Raw genomic sequence first — 21,881 nt, forward strand, 5'->3', positions numbered from 1 at the left:
CCGTGACCACTCCACCCGACGACCGCTCCTTCCGCCGTGAGATGGCCACCGCCTACCGCTCCGGCTGGCACTTCATCGACCTGGTCACCGCCATCCCCCACAGCGGTGACTCGTTGATGGTGACCGTGTTCGGCGAGCCGGTGGTCGTCACGCGGGACGAGGACGAGGACGTGCGGGCTTACCGGTGTCTGCGGCGGCCTCGGGGGGCGCCGCAGCCCGTGCGATGTGCCGTACGGTACGGAATGATCTTTGTGAACCTGGACCAAAGGGACCACGAGCAGGTGGATGCCGAATCCCCTGCCCCGAGGACCATCTCTGCCACCCCCGCAGTGCCTGACGCGATTCCCCCGTCGTAAAAAGATCGCTCAGGTGCTTCCCCCCGCAGCGGCGTCACCGTGACCTGAACACGGTGACGCCGCTGCAGTTTTTGGGGGACATTTCCTGGAATCGGCCTGGAATCGACCAGGTCACGCGGTGGCCGGAAGCAATCGATCACCGGTGTGGATTTTCACTCCGCTCAACTTCCGGTCACCCTCGCCCCATCGCTCGCGTCAGCTCGATCTCGATCACCACGCGCGCCGGGTTGGGCGACGGGGTCCGGCCGTAGCGCTCGGCGTAGCGGCGTTCCGCCTCCGCGACCCGGTCGGGCTCGCCATGGACGAAGGCCCGGCCCTCCAGCGTGGCCCACCGCTTGCCCTCCAGCTGGCACACCGCGACGGCCGCCCCCCGCTCGCCGGCGGCCAGCACGTGGCGCACCTTGGCGCTCGCCTTGTTCGCGATCACCCGAGCCAGACGGGCCTCGGGATCGTATGTGACACCGACGGGTACCACGTGCGGAGTGCCGTCCGGGCGGGGAGTCGTCAGGGTGCAGACGTGCCGCTCCCGCCAGAAGGCGAGGTACGGCTGGTCGGGGGCACCCGGATCGACGGAGTACTTGGTGGCCATGCCCCGGAACATAGCCGCTCACGTACTCCCGGATCCGGCCTTGAGTGGAATAGACTCAACTTTATGTACGCTGATTGAGTCAGTGCATGGAGTCAGTGCGCTGATCGGGTCAGTGCGAGGAGGAGGAGAACGCGAACGTGGACGCCGAGCTGACCAACCGGAGCCGGGACGCGATCAACGCGGCCAGCAACCGGGCCGTGACCGAGGGGCACCCCGACCTCACCCCCGCCCATCTGCTGCTCTCGCTGCTTCAAGGCCAGGACAACGAGAACATCACCGATCTGCTCGCGACGGTCGACACCGACCAGGCGGCCGTACGGGCCGGAGCCGAGCGCGTGCTCGCCGGGCTGCCCAGTGTGACCGGCTCCACCGTGGCGCCGCCCCAGCCCAACCGCGAGATGCTCGCCGTCGTCGCCGACGCGCAGGCCCGCGCCAAGGAGCTGGGGGACGAGTACCTCTCCACCGAGCACCTGCTCATCGGCATTGCCGCCAAGGGCGGCGCGGCCGGCGAGGTGCTGGCCCAGCAGGGCGCCGACGCCAAGAAGCTGCAGGCCGCCTTCCAGAAGACGCGGGGACAGCGGCGGGTCACCACGGCCGACCCCGAGGGCCAGTACAAGGCCCTGGAGAAGTTCGGCACCGACTTCACCGCCGCCGCGCGGGAGGGGAAGCTCGATCCCGTCATCGGGCGGGACCAGGAAATCCGGCGCGTGGTGCAGGTGCTGTCGCGGCGGACCAAGAACAACCCGGTCCTCATCGGCGAGCCCGGGGTCGGCAAGACCGCCGTCGTCGAGGGGCTCGCCCAGCGGATCGTGAAGGGCGATGTGCCCGAGTCGCTGAAGGACAAGCGGCTCGTCGCGCTCGACCTGGGCGCGATGGTCGCCGGGGCGAAGTACCGGGGCGAGTTCGAGGAGCGGCTGAAGACCGTCCTGGCCGAGATCAAGGACTCGGACGGGCAGATCATCACCTTCATCGACGAGCTGCACACGGTCGTCGGGGCCGGTGCGGGCGGTGACTCCGCCATGGACGCCGGGAACATGCTGAAGCCGATGCTGGCGCGCGGCGAGCTGCGCATGGTCGGTGCCACGACCCTCGACGAGTACCGGGAGCGCATCGAGAAGGACCCCGCCCTGGAGCGGCGCTTCCAGCAGGTGCTGGTCGCCGAGCCGACCGTCGAGGACTCCATCGCGATCCTGCGCGGGCTCAAGGGGCGCTACGAGGCCCACCACAAGGTGCAGATCGCGGACAGCGCGCTGGTCGCCGCCGCGTCGCTCTCCGACCGGTACATCACCTCCCGCTTCCTGCCCGACAAGGCCATCGACCTGGTCGACGAGGCGGCCTCCCGGCTCCGTATGGAGATCGACTCGTCCCCGGTCGAGATCGACGAACTCCAGCGCGCCGTCGACCGGTTGAAGATGGAGGAGCTGGCGATCGGCAAGGAGACCGACGCCGCCTCCCGTGAGCGGCTGGACAAGCTGCGCCGCGACCTCGCCGACAAGGAGGAGGAGCTGCGCGGCCTCACCGCCCGCTGGGAGAAGGAGAAGCAGTCCCTCAACCGCGTCGGTGAGCTGAAGGAACGCCTCGACGAGGTGCGCGGCCAGGCCGAACGCGCCCAGCGCGACGGCGACTTCGACACCGCCTCCAAGCTGCTCTACGGCGAGATCCCGGCCCTGGAGAAGGAGCTGGAGGCCGCCTCCGAGGCCGAAGAAGAGGTCGCCAAGGACACCATGGTCAAGGAGGAGGTCGGCTCCGACGACATCGCCGACGTCGTCGCCTCCTGGACCGGCATCCCGGCCGGGCGCCTGCTGGAGGGCGAGACGCAGAAGCTGCTGCGCATGGAGGACGAGCTCGGCAAGCGCCTCATCGGGCAGACCGAGGCGGTGCGGGCGGTGTCCGACGCCGTACGGCGCTCCCGCGCCGGCATCTCCGACCCCGACCGGCCCACCGGCTCCTTCCTCTTCCTCGGCCCGACGGGCGTGGGCAAGACCGAACTGGCCAAGGCCCTCGCCGACTTCCTCTTCGACGACGAGCGGGCGATGGTCCGCATCGACATGTCGGAGTACAGCGAGAAGCACAGCGTGGCCCGCCTGGTAGGAGCCCCGCCCGGATACGTCGGCTACGAGGAGGGCGGCCAGCTCACCGAGGCGGTCCGCCGACGGCCGTACTCCGTGGTCCTGCTGGACGAGGTGGAGAAGGCCCACCCCGAGGTCTTCGACATCCTGCTCCAGGTCCTGGACGACGGCCGGCTCACCGACGGCCAGGGCCGCACGGTCGACTTCCGCAACACGATCCTCGTGCTGACGTCGAACCTGGGCAGCCAGTACCTGGTCGACCCGGTGACCAGCGAGGAGGAGAAGAAGGAGCAGGTCCTTGAGGTGGTGCGGACCTCCTTCAAGCCGGAGTTCCTCAACCGCCTGGACGACCTGGTCGTCTTCGCCGCGCTGACCAAGCCGGAGCTGGAGCGCATCGCCGAGCTCCAGCTGGACCGACTGGCCAAGCGTCTCGCCGAGCGGCGCCTCACCCTGGACATCACGCCCGGGGCCCTGGCCTGGCTCGCCGAGGAGGGCATGGATCCGGCGTACGGCGCCCGCCCGCTGCGCCGCCTCGTCCAGTCCGCCATCGGCGACCGCCTCGCCAAGGAGATCCTCTCCGGCGAGATCAAGGACGGCGACACGGTCCGGGTGGACCGCTTCGAGGGGGGCCTGATCGTGGGCCCGGCGACGGGCAAGACGCTCTAGAGGGTCACATCGTGAACGCCGAGAACCGCACCAGCGCGGTCTCGGCGTTCTCGTGGTCCACCCGCACCTGCACCACATGTGCCTCGGCCGAGGCGGGCAGCCCGTCCTCGTGGCTCACCTCGAGACAGAGGGCGCCGCAGGGGTCGCCCGTGCGGATCCCCGGCGCGTTCGGATACGTCTCGCGCAGCCAGGCGCGTACGTCCTCGCGCGGCATCCGCAGCACCGCCGTGTACGCGGTGTCGATGCCGTGCTGCACGGTGCAGCGGCCGGGCCGGGCGTTCGCGGGGCGCTCGGCGCCGCCGAAGGCCAGCGCCTCGGCGCACGGCACCTTCGACGGGTCGCCCGCGCGCGGGTCGTCCTCGTCCGACAGAGCCCACGCGAACAGGCCGATGATCAGGAAACCGAGGACGAGCACGGGCAGGGCCAGGATCGGCAGGACCACTCCCCACCGGGTGTGCCCGCTGCCCGTTTCCGGCTGGTTGTCCGCTGCCGCCAAGGTGATCGCCTCCTCCGTGTCCGCCGGTGAGGAGGACGGGTCCGGGTACTTGGAGGTTGCGCTTGTCCGGATCGTGTCAGCCGAGGGCTGACAGGGTCTGTCCGGGCTTGCCACCCCCCTCCCCGCATGGGGGAGGATGGCGGAATCCGTACGAAGGGAAATTCACGGTGACCATCGACCCGTCCTCGATTCCGAACTTCGGGGGCCAGCCCGAGCCGCAGTCCGGCGGCCCGGCCGGCCCCGTCGTCCCGGATCAGGACCTCGTGAAGCAGCTCCTCGACCAGATGGAGCTCAAGTACGTCGTCGACGACGAGGGAGACCTCGCGGCGCCGTGGGAGCAGTTCCGCACCTACTTCATGTTCCGGGGTGAGGAAGACCAGCAGGTCTTCTCCGTGCGGACGTTCTACGACCGGCCCCATGAGATCGAGGCGAAGCCGCAGATCCTGGAGTCCATCGACGACTGGAACCGCCGCACCCTGTGGCCCAAGGTCTACAGCCACACCCACGACGACGGCACGGTCCGCCTGATCGGCGAGGCCCAGATGCTGATCGGCATGGGTGTCAGCCTGGAGCACTTCGTCTCCTCGACGGTCAGCTGGGTGCGCGCCGCGATCGAGTTCGACAAGTGGCTCATCGAGCAGCTCGGTCTCGAAGAGGAGATCAACGAGGCGGAGAAGCCCGAAGACGAAGAGTAGGCCCAGCGAGGCCCTGCCCCAGCGGCGCGTCGGCGCGTACGAGCACGACAGGTACGTGCTGTACGCGCCGTACGCCTTTTTCTCAGCTCAGCCAGCCCTTCTCGTGAGCGAGCAGCGCGGCCTCCACCCGGTTCGCGGCGCCGAGACGGCGCATGATCGTGGCCAGGTGCTTGCGGTAGGTGCGTACGGACACCCCGAGGCGGCGCGCCGCGGTCTCGTCCTTGTCGGCTTCCCTGAGCATGGCGAGGATCTCGCGTTCGATGTCGGACGGCATGTCCGCGTCCTCGCCGGGGAGTTCCTCCGCGGCCTCCCACATGCGCTCGAAGAGCGTGACCAGCGTGGCCACCAGTCCGGCTTCACGTACCAGCAGCGCCCCCACCGAGGTGTGCGCGGGGTTGATGGGGGTCAGCGCGGCCGACCGGTCGACGATGATCACGCGCTCGATGGGGTGGTGGGAGATCCGCACCTCGGCGCCGTGTGAGACCAGCTCACGCATATAGGTGAGGGTGGTGTCGTCCTGCATGATCGCGGACCCCATGATCATGCGCATCCGCACGCCACGGCGCAGCAACCGCATGTTGATCGGATGCGAGACGGCGATCGACTCCTCGGTCAGGATGCCGGTCGGCTCCGTGGTCAGGTCCTCGGTCCGGGCGAAGAAGGTCAGCTCGTCGATGGCTTCCCTGACCGCCTCGATCCCGTGCAACTGCGTGATCATCTGGCCGCCGTCGGCGGCGTCCGCGCGGGGCGAGGAGGGGGTGGTCAGACGCTCCAGGAACAGGGACTCGATGACCGAGTGCCGCGTGGCCTCGCTCTCCAGCTCCTCCCGCAGGCGGCGCAGCCGGCCGTCGATCAACGTGTCCACGGCCCGGGGCGGAGGGACCGGGCGGACCGCGCCCTGGGTGTTCCGGGTGGCGATCCCCAACGCCACCAGCCGGTCCAGAGCTGACTCCTCGAACGGCGTGTGCGAGTCCGGACCGGGCTCCTGGGCGCCGGACGCGGGCGAAGACGAGCCGCGTCTCAAAAGTGCGCGGTACAGCCGTTCCTCTTCCTCGTTCACGCCCAGGAATGCAAGCGGATTGCCCATGTGTCTCCCCCTGTTGATGATCGATCACACATGCGGTCCCTGGAATCCTTGAGCGCCCGCACTCGACTGTCAATGACGGATTATCAACATATGTCCCTTAGTTCTGGTATCGGACAGCCAATTCGGTGACGGCGAGCGGGCAGGGCGTGAGGGCCCGCCGCTGCAGCTTGAGGAATCCGCAGGTGCAGCAAGCTGCGCGCAAATGGCCTCGTGACGGCCCTCGCCAGACGGCAGAGTCGTTCTCGCAAGGAAGCACGAACAGCGCAGAACGAAAACGCCGCATCCAGCATCGAGGAGACATCCGTGAACCGCGCCACGTCCCGCAGCACGCAGTCGTTCCGCCGCCGTGGACACGTCGTCGTCGGTCTGCTGACCGCAGGGATGATCGCCCTGGGCGGCCAGGGAACGGCCTTCGCCGCCGAGCAGCCGGCGGGCAGCCGGACGGTGGCGGAGTCGGTGGCGGCGACGGAGACGGTCACGGCGTCGGTGTCCGTGGCGGCGGCGGAGCGCGGGAACGGGAACGGGAACGGGAACGGGAACGGTACGGCGTTCTTCCCGGGGGCCGACCCCCGCGCGTGGCTCCAGCTCATCGGCGACCTGCTGCCCGGCCCGGTCCAGCTGCCGAAGAACAACAACGACTGGAAGTAGTCAGCGGCAGCGGCCGGCCCGACATCACGACCCAGGAGAACCCGACGCCATGACCGACTACTCCGTGCTCCTCCCTTGCGTACCCCGCCGTCTGGAGCAGGCACTCCCCTTCGCCGGACTGGTCCGGTGGACCGGGGCGAGGCGCCTCTGGCAGGGACAGGCCATGGTGATGGAGCCCCACCAGACCTTCACCGGTCTGGCCGGGGCCGGGTTCCGGGTCCCGACCGGCTTCGGCGTCACGCTGATGCCCCTGCGTCACCCGTACGAGGCGGCTCTGCAAGCGCGGTCCGTGGCCCTGGCCACCGGGGAACCGGTGATCGCGGGCTTCGGCCCGGGAGCCAGGGCCTTCCAGGAGAACATCCTCGGAGCGCCGTACGAGAAGCCGCTCCAGGTGGCTCGCCAGTACGTGACGGCGGTGCGCCGGCTGCTCGACGGCGAGACGGTCGCCATGGACGGCCCGCACTTCACCTTCCGGGGCCAGCTGGCCCCGGCCGCGGCACCCAGGGTCGACGTGGGCCTGGGCGTGCTGCGGCCGGGCATGGCCCGGCTGGCGGGGGAGGTGGCGGACGTCGTGATCACCTGGCTGACGCCGCCCGGATATCTGCGGGACGTGATCCTGCCCGCGGTGGCCGAGGGCGCGGCGCGGGCGGGACGGACGTCACCGCCCCGTGTCGTCGCCATGGTTCCCGCGGGGCTGGAGAAGGAGGGGCGTGAGGGCGCCGGGCCCGAACGGCTGGCTCTGGCGGGCAACGCGCCGCACATGCAGGCCCCGCACTATCTGGACATGCTCGGCCGGGCCGGTGTGGACGTCGGCTCGGGGCGGATCGAGGACGTGGCGCGCGGTGTCGTGGAGACCGGCGCGTTCGCGGGTGGCGATCTGCCGCAGGTGGTCAAGGCGCTCCGGGCCTACGAAGAGGTGGGGGTGGACGAGATCGTCCTGAACACCACCGCCGTGCACAAGCTCTTCGGCGCCCAGGAGTCGCTCGCGGACCTGTCGGCGATCCTGCGGTCGGTGACGGCACCGCACTGACCGATCGCTCGGTGCCCGCTCGTGGCCGACCGCTCGAACCCGATTCCCTGCTGCCCGGACGCAGAGGGGGAAGCAGACCAGTAAAGGACCAATCTGGCATGAACATGACAGCTCGTGCACGTCTGAAGCAGCACCTCATCTCCTGGGCCACCGCCGCCCCGCTCGCCGGGCCCGCCGGCGCCGGCGTCGGCACGCTCGTCCTGGCCGACGCGGCGCACATCCCCGCTGTCACGGCCGCCGGACTCGTCGGCCCCCGCACCCTGCTGCTGGCGCCCGACGACGGCACCGGCGACCTCGCCCCCGCCGTCGGCTACCAGGGCAGCCTCACGGAGCCCGGCGACGAGTTCTCCAACGGCCAGGACTTCTTCCTGCAGACCCACGCCTACGCCGCCAGCCCCTTCATGACCGTCTTCGGCCCGACCGTCATACGCGTCTTCGACCGGCACGACTTCGAGGCCTTCCTCGCCGACGCCGACCGGGCGCTCGCCGAAGGCGTCTTCCCCGAGTTCCTCATCACCTCCTCGGTGCTGCTGGCCGACCCGGCCGCCCTGAGCGGTGCTTCCGACCCGGCGGACGGACCGGCCCTGCGCCTCTACGCCGACCGGAACGGGCAGCTGTCCATCAGCCCCACGGGAGCGGTGCTCGGCACGGTCGACGAGAGCCTCGACATCCTCACCGAACGCTTCGCCCGGACCGGATCCGGCGCCGCCGCACTGGACGCGGCCCTGCCGGCCGGGGCGCGGGCCGAGGCCCTGCGCGCACGCCCCTTCCTGGCCCGCTACCTCGAAGCCGTCGGCGCGCTGCGCAGCCTCATGGCACGCGGAGCCACCGGTCTGCGGGTCTCCGGGTTCGGCTCCCGGCTGACGCCCGGCCTCGCCGAGTCCGGCGCCGGCGCCGACCTGGCGGACCCGGCCCTGCCGATCGTGCTGTACGCGGACTCGGACCCGGGCGGCGAGGGGGAGGCGTACATCGTGGCCGGCAACCGCCTGTTCGCCGTCGACCGACGGGCCGCACAAGCCCTGGAGTGCCTCCTCGCGACCTCCGGAGAAACCGGCGACCTCGTCCCCGCCGCCGAGCTGGACCAGCTGGTCGACCTGTTCTCCCGGCACGACCTGCCGCTGCCCGTGGCGATGCGCGTCCCGGCGGCCGCACGATGAGCGCCCCGACGATGCCCGTCACGACGACCGATGCGACGACGGTCCGCGACGCGGCGACGGTCCGCGACGCGGCGACGGGCCATGAGACGACGCGGGCCCGCGAGACCGCGGTGGCCGACCGGACGACGGCGGGCCGCGCGAGCGCGGCGGCCGAAGGGCCTACGGCGCTTTGTGAGACCGCGGAGGCCGGCGGGTTCTCGGCGAGCAGCGTGACCGCGGAGGCCGGCGGGTTCTCGCAGAGCAGCGTGACCGCGGAGGTCGACGGGTCTGAGGCGGCCCGCGAGACTCTGGCGGCCGACGAGACCGCGTCGGGCCACGAGTCCGCGTCGGGCCACGAGTCCGCGTCCGGCCACGAGACCGCGTCGGGCGACGGGCCCGCGCACCACGAGGCCGCGTCGGCCCACGCACTCACCCTCGCCGCCCGCCGGATCGCCGAGCTCGGCGACAGGGCCCGGGTCTGCGGTCTGTACGACGCCCTCGGTGCCCCGATGTACCACGACCTCGCCACCTACGACGACCCGGAGACCCGGGCCCTGCTGACCGCGGTGCGGGCGACGCCCGGTGCCGTGCTCGATCTCGCGGCCGGGTCGGGGCGGTTCACGCTGCCGCTGCTCGCCATCGGCCGGCAGGTCACCGCCCTCGACCTGTCCACCGACATGCTGGCGCTGCTGCGGACCGCACTGGACCGGGCTCCGGCGTCGATGCGAGAGCGCTGCACCGTGGTGCGGGGCGACATGTCCCGCTTCGCACTCGGACAGCGGTTCCCGCACATCCTGCTCGGCACCACCTCGCTCTCGCTCCTGGACGAGGACGGCCGCGCGGGCCTGTACCGCGGGGTCCTCGCACACCTGGCCGAAGGCGGCCGGTTCCTGCTGACCGTCCTGGAGCGGGGCGACTGCGACGCACCCGACGAGACGGCCGTCCGGGTCACCGGAGCCGGCGGCACCGTCTACGAGCTGTACGAGCACTGGCCCGCCGGCGCCGACAGCCGCACGGTCACCCTGCTCCCCGCCGACCCGCCGCGAGGCGACAGCCCCGTCCCGGTCTGCACGGACCGCGTGGCCGTCCTCGACCTGCCGCGCCTGGAGGAAGAGCTCACCACGTCCGGCCTGACCATCACCTCCCGCCAGCTCCTCTCCCCGCCCGGCGAGCGTCACCGCGTGACGCTCCTGACCACGGAAGCCTCCCGATGACCGCGCTCTGGCCCTACCTCATACCGCCCTCCAGCCACGGTGACGACAGCCTCTGCGCCGTCGGCGCCGCCGGACACCGCGTCACCTTCGCGGACGGCAGCACCGCACTCGACGCCGACAGCGGGCTGTGGAACGTGAACCTCGGCTACGGCAACCCGCGCATCGCCGAGGCCATCGCCGAAGTCGCCCAGCACGCCTCCTACCTCGGGGCCTTCCGCTTCGAGAACAGCTACGCCCGCCGCGCCGCCGAGGACCTGCTGCGGGTCTGCGGGCCCGAGCACTACGACCGGGTGCTCTTCTCCACCGGTGGCGGAGTCGCCAACGACGCGGTCATGAAACTGGCGCGGATCCACCACGCCGTACAGGGGCAGCCCGGCCGCAACCTGGTGGTCGCCCTGCGGGGCAGCTTCCACGGACTGACCTTCGGCGGGTTCGCCCTGACCGGGGAGGACCTGGGCCAGCGGGTCTACGGAGTGGACCAGCGGCTGATCCGCCACGTCACCCCGAACGACACCGCCGAACTCGGCCGGCTGATGGCCGCCCTCGGCAGCCAGGTCGCCGCGGTCGTCGTGGAACCCGTCCTCGGCACCGGCACCCTCCCGCTCGACGCGTCGTTCGTGGCCGAACTGGGCCGCCTGCGCGACGAGCACGGCTTCCTCCTGGTCGCCGACGAGGTCGCCACCGGCTTCGGCCGCACCGGAAGCTGGTTCGCCTCCGAGAGCTGGCCGGGCCTGCCCGACGTACTCGTCACCTCCAAGGGCCTGACCAACGGGGCCTGCCCCGCCGCCGCCCTGGTGATGTCCCACCGGGTGACCCGGGCCCTGGTCGAGCACGACACGATGTTCGCCCACGCCGAGACCCAGGGCGCGACCGCCCTCGCGTGCGCCGCCATCAGCGCCACGATCTCCGAGATGGAGCGCCTCGACGCGGTCACGGCGGGCCGCGACGTCGCCGCCTGGCTCCAGCAGGGACTCGCGGAACTGGTCGAGCGGCACCCCTCGCCACCCACCTCACCGGCGTCGGCTGCTTCCGCACCCTGCACATGACCCACCCGGACGGCCGCGCCCTGGCCGGGACGGACGTCGCCGACCTAGTCACCCGCATCCGGCACGCGGGCGCCATCGTCCACCCCGGACCCTCCGGCATCCAGCTCGTGCCCTCCCTGACCTACAGCCGCGCCGAGGTCGCCGAGCTCATGACCTGCGTGGAGGAAGGGCTCGACAGCCTGCTGCCGGCGCCCTCCCTGGCCGCGAGGAGCTGACACCGTGCCCGTCTCCCTCGACACCTACGACCGGATTCCCGTACTGCTGCGGGAACTGCGCCCCACCGGCGTGACCGTCCTGGCCGACCCGGCCGTGGCCGACCACGCCGTCACCCGGAGGATCCTCGCCGAGACCGTCCGCGCCGGGTTCACGCCCACCCGGGCTCTCACCCCGGCGGACGCGGGAATGCCGGCCGTCGAGGCCGCCGCCTCCCGGCTCTCTCCCGGTGAGCTGGTCGTCGGTGTCGGCGGGGGCAGCACCCTCGACTTCGCGAAGCTCACCGCCGCCGTCGGACGCCGCCCCGAACTCCTGCCCTACCTGACCTCCGGGCAGCGCAGCGGACTGGTGGCGCTCCCGCTGCCGTGGGGAGAACACGCCGAGGTCCTCGCGGTTCCCACCACTCTCGGCACCGGCAGCGAGGCGGGACCCGTGGCCTGCTTCCCCCACCAGGACGGCAAACGCATCGCCATGGGGGAGTGCCTGCGCCCCCGCGCCGCCCTCCGGGTGCCCGAGGCCACCGAGACCCTCCCGGGGCACCTCGTCATGGACGGCGTACTCGAAGCGGTCTTCAGGACCGTCATCCCGTACAGCAGCGACACCCTCGACCTTCCCGAACAGGACGCCGCCGTGGAGGACTTGGCGGGCCGCCTGCTCACGGTCGGCGACGAACTGGCCCGGTGCGTCGCCGCCGGCCTGCCGGCCCCCGCGGCCGAGAGGCTGCGGGCCGCCCGGCTCAGCGCCGAGAGCCAGCGCGGAACCATCAACATCGGCCGCAACCCGTACGCGGTGAAGTGCTGGGCCCTCGCCAACGAGCTCTCCACCACGCTGGGCATGGCCAAGATGCGCGCGGTGTCCGCACTGTGGCCGGTCGTGTGGCGGCAGGCCCTGCGGGGAGACACCCGCTTCGGCAGCGCCGACCGCGTCCACAGGCTGTGGGAGCGCCTGCGGCAGGGAGCTCCCTGGCTCGCGCCGCGGCCCGACGACGGTCTCCAACAGCTCATGGCGCGCTGGCGGATCGACCGCACCGTGCACCTCGCCCCGCACCTGCGCCACCCCATCGCCCTGCGCAGCGTGCGCGCCTGGGGCGCCGGACTTCCCACCCTCGCCGGGTTGAGCGCCGACGACATCGTCGCGCTCCTCGCCGAGGCCACCGAGCCGACCGCCTCCACGGCCGGCTCCCCCGAACCCCTCCCGGCGGCCTGAGCGCCTGACCGGGAGGAGAACCAGCACCACCCGCACCACCGCACGAATCCGCACCACCGAACCGACAACACAAGGAGAACACCATGGCGCACAACAACTCGGTCGAGCAGGAGCTGCAGGAGCTCGGCACCGAGCTGGAGATGCAGGAGCTGGAGACCCTGGAGGCCCCGGGCTGGGCCACCAGCGCCGGCGTCAGCGTCGGCATCTCGATCGTCTCCGTCGCCTGGAGCCTCACCTGACCGAGCCGGTCCCGCCGGCCCGATCCACCACATCCACAGAACTCCGCAGAGAGGCAACTGACATGAGCGAGAACCTGGGCACCGTCGAGAACTTCGAGAACGCCGAGCCCGTCGAGCTGGAGATGCAGGAGCTGGAGGCTCTGGAGGCTCCGGGCTGGGGCACCTTCAGCGTCGCCTTCTCCACCGGTGTCTCGGTCGGCGTCTCGGTCACCCTGACCTGACCGGCGCCCACGCACACCATCCGCAGCACCCCTCACAGAACTCCGCAGAGAGGCAACTGACATGAGCGAGAACCTGGGCACCGTCGAGAACTTCGAGAACGCCGAGCCCGTCGAGCTGGAGATGCAGGAGCTGGAGGCTCTGGAGGCTCCGGGCTGGGGCACCTTCAGCGTCGCCTTCTCCACCGGCGTCTCGGTGGGCGTCTCGGTCACCCTGACCTGACCGGCGCCCACGCACACCATCCGCAGCACCCCTCACAGAACTCCGCAGAGAGGCAACTGACATGAGCGAGAACCTGGGCACCGTCGAGAACATCGAGCACGCCGAGCTCGGCGAGCTGGAGATGCAGGAGCTGGAGGCCCTGGAGGCCCCCGGATTCTGGACCGGCGTCTCCGTCGGCACGGCCATCAGCGCCTCCGTCGCCACCTCCATCACCCTCACCTGAGAGCGACACCGGCGAGCGCACTGACGCGACGGGAGACGGAGTAGCCGGTTCCCTTCCGCGAGCTGGAGCCCCCTCGGGCGACACCGAGGATCTGCGGTGGTCCGGCCGGCCCGTCCGGCCGGACCCCCGCAAGGGTGCACCGCGCTCTCCCACTCCCCGCAGCCGTCCCGATAGGAAACTCCATGAGCGCTGTCACGAGTCCACCGCCCCCCACCGTCCCGGCCCATGCGCGGCGCCCCCGCCTCGCCCCGAGCGCCGAGGTCCACTCGCCGGCCGACGGCCAGGGCGACTGGGTCCTCCAGCACGGCGCACGCTACGTAAGGATCAACGAGAAGGTCGCGGATCTCGTCCAGGAACTGGACGGGGAGCGCGACCACGAGACCCTCGCCGCCCGGCTGGGCGGTGCCTGGAACACCGAGCGGGTGGGCAGCGCGATCTCGCGGCTCGACTCGCTCAAGCTGCTCGACGACGGCGAGACCCCGGCACCCGCGCTCGCCCCCCGCTTCCAGATCGTCCCGCCCATGACGCTCCAGCTCACGCTGCTGCGGCCGGGACGCACCATGCAGGCCCTGGGCCCGCTGTTCGCCCGCCTCTTCTCCCGGGGCGCGGTGGCGGCCGCCCTGCTCTGTGTCCTGCTCGGTGTCGGCGCCCTCGCCGCCCAGTGGGACGCGGTCGCGGTGACGCTGAACAGCCCTCTGTCCGCGGGCACGTTCGCCGGAGTGCTCTTCGCCCTGCTGCTCGGCGTGTCCATCCACGAGCTGGGCCACGCCGCCGTGCTCATCCGCTACGGGGGCCGCCCCTCACGCATCGGCGTCATGCTCTTCTACCTGATGCCGGCGTTCTTCTGCGACGTCTCCGACGCCTGGCGCCTTCCGGCCCGCCGGCAGCGGGTCCACACGGCCCTCGCCGGCCCGGCGGTCCAGACGTCCCTGGCGGCCGCCTCGGCCCTCGCGGCCTGGCCCCTCGACGACGGCACCGCCAAGACCTGCCTGCTCTTCTTCGCGGTCACCAGCTACGGAACGGCCCTGCTCAACCTGACGCCGTTCATCAAACTCGACGGCTACATCGCCCTCATGAGCCACGTGGACGTCCCCTACCTGCGTGACCGCGCCATGGCCGACGCCCGCCGCACGCTCGCCCGGTTCCTCTTCGGCGGCACCTACCAGCGCGAACTGCCCACCCGCTGGACCATCGCGTACGGCTTCGCCTGCCTCGCCTTCCCCGTGTACTTCCTGAGCGCCGCCCTCCACACCTGGCTCGGCACCCTCCAGCGGGTCGGCTGGGTGGGGCTCCTGATGGCCGCCTCCGGACTGTCGTACCTCGCGTGGATCGTGATCCGCGGCGCCCTGAGGCTCTCCACCGAGGTGAAGGCCGCCGGCGTCCGCCCGGTCCGGGTCGGAGCCGTCTGCACCCTGCTGGCCGCTCTCGCGTGCGCCGCGCTGTTCCTGCCGGTCCGTCAGACGGCGGCCGCCGCCTACGTCACCGACGCCGGCGGCACCCGACTGGTCCTGCCGGAGGGCTCCGCGACCGAGGGGATACGTCCCGGGCAGCAGGTGACACTGCGGACGAACGGCCTGGTGCTGAACGACCCCGTCGCCACCGCCCGGGTGGGATCAGCCCCGTCCGGCGAGACCGAGGTCCCGGTCTCCGCCTACTTCCCCGTGGACGTGGGAGACACCGTGCTCATGAACTCGACCGCCTACCCACTGGACCTCGCCCGTACCCCCGCGCCGGCCACCGGCACCGCCGAGGTCGAGCTCGGCAGCGTGCCCCTGTGGAAGTCCCTGCACCGCACCTACGTGCTTCCGTTCCTGCCCTTCTGACCCTGGAGACACCGTGCTCGACACCCGGTTCATCAACTTCTGCCGCGCGGACTCGCTCTTCTACGACGCCCCCGCCACCGAGTCCGTCGGCGCGGACTTCCACGAGGGCCGGAACCTGCCCGAGGGCTGGACGGCCACCCGGGGACGGGAGTGGACGGTCTGCGTCCCACCCGACTCCCGCGTCCCCGACCAGGGATGGAAGATCCACGTCGCGGCGTCCCCCGACAACGCGGCCGGACTCCTCGACACCGTCGCACCGTACTGCGTCGAGCACGGGCTCATGTACAAGTACATATCCGACCCGGAGACCCTCGCCCGCCGCGGCAGCAAGTACGGGGACCGCAGCGCCAGCGGCAAGTTCATCACCATCTACCCCGCCGACGAGACGGAGCTGAAGCAGGCCCTGGACGGCCTGGAGCAGCTCGTCGGCGGCACCCGTGCCCCCTCGATCCTGAGCGATCTGCGCTGGCGGGAGGGCCCGCTCCACGTGCGCTACGGGGGCTTCGTACTGAAGACCACCCGGCTCAAGGACGGCACCCTCACTCCCGCGATCACCACCCCGGACGGCGAACTCGTCCCCGACGAGCGGCGCCCCGGGTTCCACACCCCCTCCTGGGTCGCGATCCCCTCGTTCCTCCAGGAGGCACTCGCCGAACGGCGCGCCCGCACCCTCGGCGACTTCCCCTTCCGCGTCTACAAGGCCCTGCACTTCTCCAACGGCGGCGGCGTCTACCGTGCCGTCGACAAGCGGGACGGCAGCGAGGTCCTGCTCAAGGAGGCCCGCCCGTTCGCCGGCCTCGACGCGGCCGGGGACGACGCCGTGGCCCGCCTCGACCGCGAGCAGTGGGCGCTGTCCCGGCTCGCCGGGCTCCCGTCCGTGCCCGCGCTGAGGGACGTACGCAAGGGGAACGAACACCACTTCCTGGCCCGTGACTTCGTCGACGGCACCCCGCTCACGGAGCTCGTACGCCTGCGCCACCCCTACGGCAGCACCGACAACACGCCTCGGGCCAGGGCGGAGTACGCGGACTGGGCGCTGCGCATCATCGACCAGGTCGCCGAGGCCGTGGCCGCCATGCACGAACGCGGTGTGGTCTTCGGCGACCTGCACCCGGGCAACATCCTCGTGGACTCCGACGACACCGTCGCCTTCATCGACATGGAGACCGCCACCCCCGCCGAGGAGATGCGCGCGCAGGCCATGGGCTCCCTCGGCTTCCGGGCGCCCGACCACCTCCGGGGCCCCGCCGTCGACCTGTTCGCGCTGGACGTGCTCCGGCTGACGATGTTCGTCCCCATGCCGCATGTCGTGCCGTGGGGCACGGAGAAGATCCGCACCCTGATCGACACGGCGGTCCGTGACTTTCCCCTCCCCGAGTCCTTCGCCCAGCAGATCGAGCGCGGTCTCGGCGACGATGTCCTGGGCGCGCGGACGGAGTTCGGCGTGCGCTGGCCCGCCGCCGGGGAGGAGACCGGGAACCTGATCGCGAACATCGCCGCTTCCATCGTCGAGGCGGCCACCCCCGAGCGCACCGACCGCCTCTACCCGGGTGACGTCTCGCAGTTCATCGTCGCCGACGGGGGCGTGACCTTCTCGTACGGGGCGGCCGGCGTGCTCTGGGCGCTCCACCGCGCCGGTGCCGAGGTGCCCGCCGAGCACGTCGAGTGGCTGCTCGGCCAGGCCGGGCAGGTCACCGGCGACGGCCCCGGCTTCTTCACCGGCCTCGCCGGCATCGCGTACACCCTGGACGAACTCGGTCACCCCGGCGCCGCCGACGCCGTCATGGAGCGTGCCTTCGCCGGATGCGACGCCAATGTGGCGACGACCCTGGCGACCGGCCTCTCGGGCCTCGGACTGACGGCACTGCACCTGGCCGCCCGGCGGGGGGACGACCAGGGCCTGCGCCAGGCGCTCCAGCTCGCCGACCGGCTGCCCGACGCCCCGGCGCCCCAGCGCATCGGGCTGCTGCACGGCCGCTGCGGCAGCGCCCTCCTGCTGCTGCGCCTCTACGAACACACGGGCTGCGGCGACCTGTTGAAGCGGGCCGTGGCCGAACTCCACGCGGAACTGGAGCTCATCGAGCGGGCCGACTTCGACGACCGTTTCCTCAGCCCCGGGCTGGAGGGTTCCGCAGGCATCGTGCTCGCGCTGCGGGCCGCGCTCCGGCACACCCCCGACGACGAGCGGCTGCGCACCGCGGTGAAGCGGCTCGTCAACCTGCGGCGGGGCGGCTTCGCCACGTCGTGCGGCCTGCTGCACGGACGCGCGGGCGAGATCCTCGCCCTCGAGGACGGCGGCAGCGCGGCCGAGCGGGACGTCCTGGGCTTCCACCTCGAAGCCCTCGGCTGGGAGGCGATCGCCGCCGAACCCGGTCGCGTCGATTTCCTCGGCAACTACGGCTACCGCCTCTCCACGGACCTGGGCACCGGCTCGGCGGGTGTCCTCCTGGCCCTCACCGCCCTGCGGGACGGCACCCCGGCCCTGCCCTTCCTCACCCCCGCGGGCATCGAGGCCCGACGATGATCGACATCCCGGCCACCCTCGCCCCCGCGTCGGGCGTCGCCCTGCGCTACGCGGTGACGCCTCCGCACGACGGCGACCCGCTGTGGAGCAGCGCGGTCGAACTCCAGCCGGTGGAGGGCTTCACGGGCACGGTGGGTTCTGCGGGGTCTGGGGTCTCGGCCGGGGCCCCGGGCCCGGCGGGTTCGGCAGGCTCCGCTGCCACCGCCCCCGCCCGCCCGGGTACCGCCCTCCTGGACCTGGACCCCCCGCTGTCCTCCCGGTTCGCCGGGGCCAGCGGTACCTCCCGGGTCGATGCGCTGCTGCGCGGAGCGGGCGAGGCCGTGGAGCGGCGCGCTCTGCACCCCTCGGCCGCGTACCCCGCCCGCACGGGCACCGCGGCCGGCCTGGACGGCACGACGCTGTACGCGTACCACCCGGGCCACGCCCTGTCCCACCCGGACGCCGAGGCGGCCGACCTGTCCTGGTACGAGGCCCGCGCCCTGGACTCGGACACCCCCGTCCTCGTCCCGGCGGACCTCGTCGACTGGCCCGCCCGCCGGGCCGACCTGTTCGACCCGAGCCCGTCGGGCGCGGCGGCCGGCGCGAGCCACGAGACCGCTCTCGCCGCAGCGATGACCGAGGTGACGGAGCGGGACGCCCTCACCGTCGCCTGGGACCGCCGGCTGCGGCTGCCGACGTACACCCCGTCACCCGCCGACACCGCGCTCCTGGCGGTGTGGGAGCGGGCACGCGCGGCCGGGCTCACCCCCGTCCTGGCCCGCATCCCCACCGCCGTACCCGGCCTCTGGTGCATGACCGCCTGCCTGCTCGACCCGGAGGGCCCTCGCGCCCTGGCCACCGTCGGCATGAAGGCGTCGACCCGGCCGGGCGAGGCCGCCGCCAAGGCGTTCCAGGAGGCGTGGCAGGTACGGGCCGCGCTGCGGGCGCTGAGCGCGCAGGGCGAGACCGGACACCTCGGCCCGATCGTGACGGAGCACGACCGGCTCTCCCACATGCTGACCCGGCCCGCCTACGAGGCCGTACGCGACTGGGTCGAGGGTTTCCAGGAGCCGGGCACGCTGCCGGCTCCGCCGCCCGCGCGGGACCTGGGCGCGGAGGAGATCCGGCGGGCCCTGACCGCCGACGGCGCGGGCCTCCTCGCCGTCGACCTCACCCCGCGCCTTCCGCAGGCCGTCGCCGCCATGGGCTGGCACGTCGTCAAGGTGCTGGCCCCCGGCTACCAGAACCTGCGGATGGACGAGACGCATCGCTGGAGCCGGCACCTGCCCCGGCTGGCCTCGGCGGCCGAACGGACCGGCTGCCCCGCCCGCCTGGACGACCCGCGGGAAGCGGCCCCGCACCCCTTGCCCTGACCCGGCGGTGGTCCGCCGCCGCTCGTTCCCCCCACCGTGAACCACCGATCAACCGAGCTGAGAGAAGACACAGATGCTGGAACTGGAAGAACTCGTACGAGACTTCGGCGATCACCGTGCCGTCGACCAGGTGTCCTTCACGGTGTCCAGAGGCCGGTTGACCGGGTTCGTCGGCGGGAACGGCGCGGGCAAGACCACCACCATGCGCATGATCATGGGCGTACTGGCCACGAACGGCGGCGAGATCCGCTGGGACGGCGCCCCCGTCACCGCCGCCGACCGCAGGGACTTCGGCTACATGCCGGAGGAGCGGGGCCTCTACCCCAAGCAGACCGTCCTCGGCCAGCTCGTCTATCTGGCCCGGCTCCGTGGCGAGGGCACCGCCGAGGCCCGCCGCCACACCCTCGAACTGCTCGAACGCCTCGGGCTCGCCGAGAAGAGCCAGGCCCGGCTGGAGTCCCTGTCCCTGGGCAACCAGCAGCGCGTGCAGATCGCGGCCGCCCTGCTCGGTTCCCCCAAGCTGCTCGTCCTCGACGAGCCCTTCTCCGGACTCGACCCGCACGCCGTCGACACGATGGCCGACCTGCTGCGCGAGTACGCCACCGCCGGCATCCCGGTGCTGTTCTCCTCCCACCAGCTCGACCTGGTCGAGCGGCTCTGCGACGACCTGGTGATCATGGCCTCCGGCCACGTCGTCGGCAAGGGCACCGCGGACGAGCTCCGGCACCGCGACCGGCCCCGCTACCACCTGGTCACCGGCGCGCCCGCCGGCTGGGCCCGCGACATCCCCGGCGTCACCGACGTCGAGGAACTCCCCGACGGAGCCCGCGTCGAGCTGGCCGCCGACGCCGATCCCGGCGAGCTCCTGACCCGGGCCCTCAGCCGGGGGCCGTGCACGCCTTCACCCCCTCGTTCCCAGCATCGCCGACGTCTACCGGGAGATGACCTCCGCATGAGCACCGTGACCTCGAACCCCGAACACCGGGCCGAGCCGTCGCCCGGCCCGAAGGGCACGCCCGCGGCTCCCGGAACCCCGTCCCGCACGGCCACGCAGGCCTCCTGGCGGATCGTCGCCGCCCGCGAGATCTCGGTGAAGCTCACCAACCGCGGCTTCCTGGCGTCGACGCTGGTCACGCTCGCCCTGATCGTGGGCGCGCTCGGGCTCCAGCTCTACCTGGCCGACTCGATGGGGAAGATCACCGTCGCGGTGGCCGACCAGCAGGCCGGGCGGATCGCCGGCCAGGCCGAGGCGCTGGCCGTCCGGGCCGACCAGGACGTCGAGATCACCGTCCGGCAGCAGCCGTCCGCCGGCCAGGTGCGTGAGACCGTACGGTCCGGTGAGGCCGACGCCGGGCTGCTGTTCGAGGGGGCCGCTGGGTCCTGCTCGGCGACACCGGGCAGAACGACATCGCCGCCACCTGGATCGGCGCCGCGGTGCAGACGAACGCCCTCGACCGGAACGCGCAGGAAGCGGGCACCAGCCTGGGCGCCCTCAGCGAGGGGGCGGAGGTCAAGCACGTCCTGCTCTCGGCCGACAAGACGCCCGAGGGCGCGGTCCGGATGACGACGTACTTCTTCGGCTTCCTCTTCTACCTGGCCGCGGTCCTGCTCGGTGCCGCGCTGGCGACCAGCGTCGTGGAGGAGAAGCAGAACCGCATCGTCGAGCTCATCGCCAGCTCCGTGCCGCTGCGGTCCCTGCTCGTCGGCAAGATCGTCGGCTCCACCCTGCTGGCGCTCGCCCAGATGGCGCTGTTCTGCCTGGTCGGCGTCGGCGGCCTGATGGCCACGGGCGAGCAGGAGTTCCTCGCCGACATCAGCTCCGGCCTCGGCTGGTTCCTCGTCTTCTACGTCGTGGGCATCGCGGTCCTGGCCTGCCTGTTCGCGGCCGCGGGCGCGCTCGCCACCCGGAGCGAGGACATCCAGTCCACCACGACGCCGGTGAACGCGATCACCGCGCTCGTGTTCATCCTCGGCGTCACCGTGTCCGGAGGGGTGCGGGAGATCCTCTCGTTCCTCCCGCTGACCTCGACCGTCACCATGCCTGCGCGTGTCCTGGCGGGAGAGACCGCCTGGTGGGAGCCGGCCGCCGCGCTCGTCCTGTCCCTCGCCGCAGCGGTCTTCATCGTCGGGGTGAGCAGCCGCGTGTACCGCAGGGCGCTCCTCCAGACCGACCGCAAGCTCTCGTTCCGCCAGGCCATGAAGCTGACGGACTGACCTTCCCGCACCAGCGGAACCGCCGGTCACACCCGCCGGCACAGCCAGAAACGCAACCCCCCACCGGAAGGAAATCCCATGACCGCCTCCCGCTCCACCACCACCCTCGCCGCCCTGCTGGCCGTCCTCGCCGGCGCCGAGGTGGCGCTGTTCGCCAGCGACACCGCCGACGGCGTCCGCTACGGCGTCGGTGCCGCTCTCGCCGTCGCGATCCTCGTGGTGGTGGCCCGGCTCGCCAAGAGCGGCTCCTCCGACTGACGGACCCTCGACCGTGTCCGGGGCCGGCCGGCCCTGCCGAACAGGCCGGCCCCGGCTCACACCGCCAGCCCTCTCCTTCTTCCGCGGAGCTGTCCATGAACTCCCTCCATCAGGTGTCGATCACCGGTCCGTCCGGGGCGCCGCCAGAGACGGCAGCGATCCGTTTCGTATCTCTGCTCCCGGCCGGATGGCATGCCGAGGTCGACGGGTTCCAGGAGAATCTCGCCCGCCTCCACCTCACGGCCCCGCCCGGAACCACCACGTCCGAGGCCACCCGGACCGCCGCCGACATCCTGTTGCAGCCCGGCCTCCAGGGCTGGCACCTGGCCGACGAGTGACACCCGGGCCGGTCTGCC

At 72.0% G+C, this 21,881-nt stretch carries 24 protein-coding genes; 21 read left to right on the top strand and 3 right to left on the bottom strand.

What is annotated here, in order from left to right:
- The first annotated feature begins 2 nt into the window (after window positions 1-2).
- Window positions 3-356: a hypothetical protein gene (locus ACQEV8_RS23730; RefSeq protein WP_432963474.1), complete on the top strand. Its 354-nt coding sequence runs from the start codon at window positions 3-5 to the stop codon at window positions 354-356.
- A 172-nt stretch (window positions 357-528) separates the two neighbouring features.
- Here the strand turns inward: ACQEV8_RS23730 and ACQEV8_RS23735 are convergent, their stop codons facing one another.
- On the bottom strand, window positions 529-945 hold the full coding sequence (locus ACQEV8_RS23735; protein ID WP_399027553.1) for a pyridoxamine 5'-phosphate oxidase family protein: 417 nt from the start codon (window positions 943-945) through the stop codon (window positions 529-531).
- A gap of 137 nt (window positions 946-1,082) precedes the next feature.
- Between ACQEV8_RS23735 and clpB the strand changes: the two genes are divergently transcribed.
- Window positions 1,083-3,680, top strand: coding sequence for an ATP-dependent chaperone ClpB (gene clpB, locus ACQEV8_RS23740; protein WP_432963477.1), 2,598 nt, complete (start codon window positions 1,083-1,085; stop codon window positions 3,678-3,680).
- Window positions 3,681-3,684: 4 nt separating this feature from the next.
- On the opposite strand, the gene ACQEV8_RS23745 is transcribed toward clpB, so the two are convergent.
- Window positions 3,685-4,176 carry a hypothetical protein gene (locus ACQEV8_RS23745; protein ID WP_432963480.1) on the bottom strand — a complete coding sequence of 164 codons (492 nt, stop codon included), beginning with the start codon at window positions 4,174-4,176 and terminating at the stop codon, window positions 3,685-3,687.
- 167 nt (window positions 4,177-4,343) lie between these two features.
- Between ACQEV8_RS23745 and ACQEV8_RS23750 the strand changes: the two genes are divergently transcribed.
- Window positions 4,344-4,871, top strand: coding sequence for a YbjN domain-containing protein (locus tag ACQEV8_RS23750; RefSeq protein WP_432963483.1), 528 nt, complete (start codon window positions 4,344-4,346; stop codon window positions 4,869-4,871).
- A gap of 82 nt (window positions 4,872-4,953) precedes the next feature.
- On the opposite strand, the gene ACQEV8_RS23755 is transcribed toward ACQEV8_RS23750, so the two are convergent.
- A complete protein-coding gene (locus ACQEV8_RS23755; RefSeq protein ID WP_432963486.1) occupies window positions 4,954-5,958 on the bottom strand; it encodes a helix-turn-helix transcriptional regulator in 1,005 nt (334 codons plus the stop codon).
- 303 nt (window positions 5,959-6,261) lie between these two features.
- Between ACQEV8_RS23755 and ACQEV8_RS23760 the strand changes: the two genes are divergently transcribed.
- The 18 genes from ACQEV8_RS23760 to ACQEV8_RS23845 all read left to right on the top strand — a co-directional run bounded on the left by ACQEV8_RS23760 (window position 6,262) and on the right by ACQEV8_RS23845 (window position 21,863).
- Window positions 6,262-6,606, top strand: coding sequence for a hypothetical protein (locus tag ACQEV8_RS23760; RefSeq protein ID WP_432963489.1), 345 nt, complete (start codon window positions 6,262-6,264; stop codon window positions 6,604-6,606).
- Between the two features lie 49 nt (window positions 6,607-6,655).
- Window positions 6,656-7,636, top strand: coding sequence for an LLM class flavin-dependent oxidoreductase (locus tag ACQEV8_RS23765; RefSeq protein WP_432963492.1), 981 nt, complete (start codon window positions 6,656-6,658; stop codon window positions 7,634-7,636).
- Window positions 7,637-7,734: 98 nt separating this feature from the next.
- The gene (gene mpaB, locus ACQEV8_RS23770) at window positions 7,735-8,793 is read left to right on the top strand and encodes a daptide biosynthesis RiPP recognition protein (protein WP_432963495.1); all 1,059 of its coding nucleotides are present in this window, start codon (window positions 7,735-7,737) and stop codon (window positions 8,791-8,793) included.
- 11 nt (window positions 8,794-8,804) lie between these two features.
- Window positions 8,805-9,986 carry a daptide-type RiPP biosynthesis methyltransferase gene (gene mpaM / locus ACQEV8_RS23775; RefSeq protein ID WP_432963498.1) on the top strand — a complete coding sequence of 394 codons (1,182 nt, stop codon included), beginning with the start codon at window positions 8,805-8,807 and terminating at the stop codon, window positions 9,984-9,986.
- Window positions 9,983-11,032: a daptide-type RiPP biosynthesis aminotransferase gene (gene mpaD / locus ACQEV8_RS23780; protein WP_432963501.1), complete on the top strand. Its 1,050-nt coding sequence runs from the start codon at window positions 9,983-9,985 to the stop codon at window positions 11,030-11,032. Before mpaM ends, mpaD begins: the two co-directional genes overlap by 4 nt.
- Window positions 11,029-11,247: a hypothetical protein gene (locus ACQEV8_RS23785; protein WP_432963504.1), complete on the top strand. Its 219-nt coding sequence runs from the start codon at window positions 11,029-11,031 to the stop codon at window positions 11,245-11,247. The genes mpaD and ACQEV8_RS23785 overlap by 4 nt, the downstream gene beginning before the upstream one ends.
- 4 nt (window positions 11,248-11,251) lie before the next feature.
- Window positions 11,252-12,451, top strand: coding sequence for a daptide-type RiPP biosynthesis dehydogenase (gene mpaC, locus ACQEV8_RS23790; protein ID WP_432963507.1), 1,200 nt, complete (start codon window positions 11,252-11,254; stop codon window positions 12,449-12,451).
- A gap of 83 nt (window positions 12,452-12,534) precedes the next feature.
- On the top strand, window positions 12,535-12,690 hold the full coding sequence (locus ACQEV8_RS23795; protein WP_215120020.1) for a daptide-type RiPP: 156 nt from the start codon (window positions 12,535-12,537) through the stop codon (window positions 12,688-12,690).
- 62 nt (window positions 12,691-12,752) lie between these two features.
- Window positions 12,753-12,911: a daptide-type RiPP gene (locus ACQEV8_RS23800; RefSeq protein WP_432963511.1), complete on the top strand. Its 159-nt coding sequence runs from the start codon at window positions 12,753-12,755 to the stop codon at window positions 12,909-12,911.
- Window positions 12,912-12,972: 61 nt separating this feature from the next.
- Complete coding sequence (locus tag ACQEV8_RS23805) at window positions 12,973-13,131, top strand: daptide-type RiPP (protein WP_432963511.1); 159 nt, start codon at window positions 12,973-12,975, stop codon at window positions 13,129-13,131.
- A gap of 61 nt (window positions 13,132-13,192) precedes the next feature.
- Window positions 13,193-13,354 carry a daptide-type RiPP gene (locus ACQEV8_RS23810; protein ID WP_389962443.1) on the top strand — a complete coding sequence of 54 codons (162 nt, stop codon included), beginning with the start codon at window positions 13,193-13,195 and terminating at the stop codon, window positions 13,352-13,354.
- Between the two features lie 182 nt (window positions 13,355-13,536).
- Entirely contained in the window at window positions 13,537-15,177 is a 1,641-nt protein-coding gene (gene mpaP, locus ACQEV8_RS23815; protein ID WP_432963515.1) for a daptide biosynthesis intramembrane metalloprotease, read from the top strand.
- A 13-nt stretch (window positions 15,178-15,190) separates the two neighbouring features.
- Complete coding sequence (gene lanKC / locus ACQEV8_RS23820) at window positions 15,191-17,701, top strand: class III lanthionine synthetase LanKC (protein WP_432963518.1); 2,511 nt, start codon at window positions 15,191-15,193, stop codon at window positions 17,699-17,701.
- Complete coding sequence (locus tag ACQEV8_RS23825; protein ID WP_432963521.1) at window positions 17,698-19,053, top strand: YcaO-like family protein; 1,356 nt, start codon at window positions 17,698-17,700, stop codon at window positions 19,051-19,053. The genes lanKC and ACQEV8_RS23825 overlap by 4 nt, the downstream gene beginning before the upstream one ends.
- 73 nt (window positions 19,054-19,126) lie before the next feature.
- Window positions 19,127-20,617, top strand: a complete 1,491-nt coding sequence (locus ACQEV8_RS23830; protein ID WP_432963524.1) for an ATP-binding cassette domain-containing protein — start codon at window positions 19,127-19,129, stop codon at window positions 20,615-20,617.
- On the top strand, window positions 20,536-21,267 hold the full coding sequence (locus ACQEV8_RS23835; RefSeq protein WP_432972941.1) for an ABC transporter permease: 732 nt from the start codon (window positions 20,536-20,538) through the stop codon (window positions 21,265-21,267). The genes ACQEV8_RS23830 and ACQEV8_RS23835 overlap by 82 nt, the downstream gene beginning before the upstream one ends.
- Window positions 21,268-21,345: 78 nt before the next feature.
- Entirely contained in the window at window positions 21,346-21,525 is a 180-nt protein-coding gene (locus tag ACQEV8_RS23840) for a hypothetical protein (protein ID WP_432963527.1), read from the top strand.
- A gap of 95 nt (window positions 21,526-21,620) precedes the next feature.
- Entirely contained in the window at window positions 21,621-21,863 is a 243-nt protein-coding gene (locus ACQEV8_RS23845) for a hypothetical protein (protein WP_432963530.1), read from the top strand.
- The last annotated feature ends 18 nt before the right edge of the window (window positions 21,864-21,881 follow it).

The organism is Streptomyces sp. CA-179760, from assembly GCF_050937045.1.
Classification (GTDB): domain Bacteria; phylum Actinomycetota; class Actinomycetes; order Streptomycetales; family Streptomycetaceae; genus Streptomyces.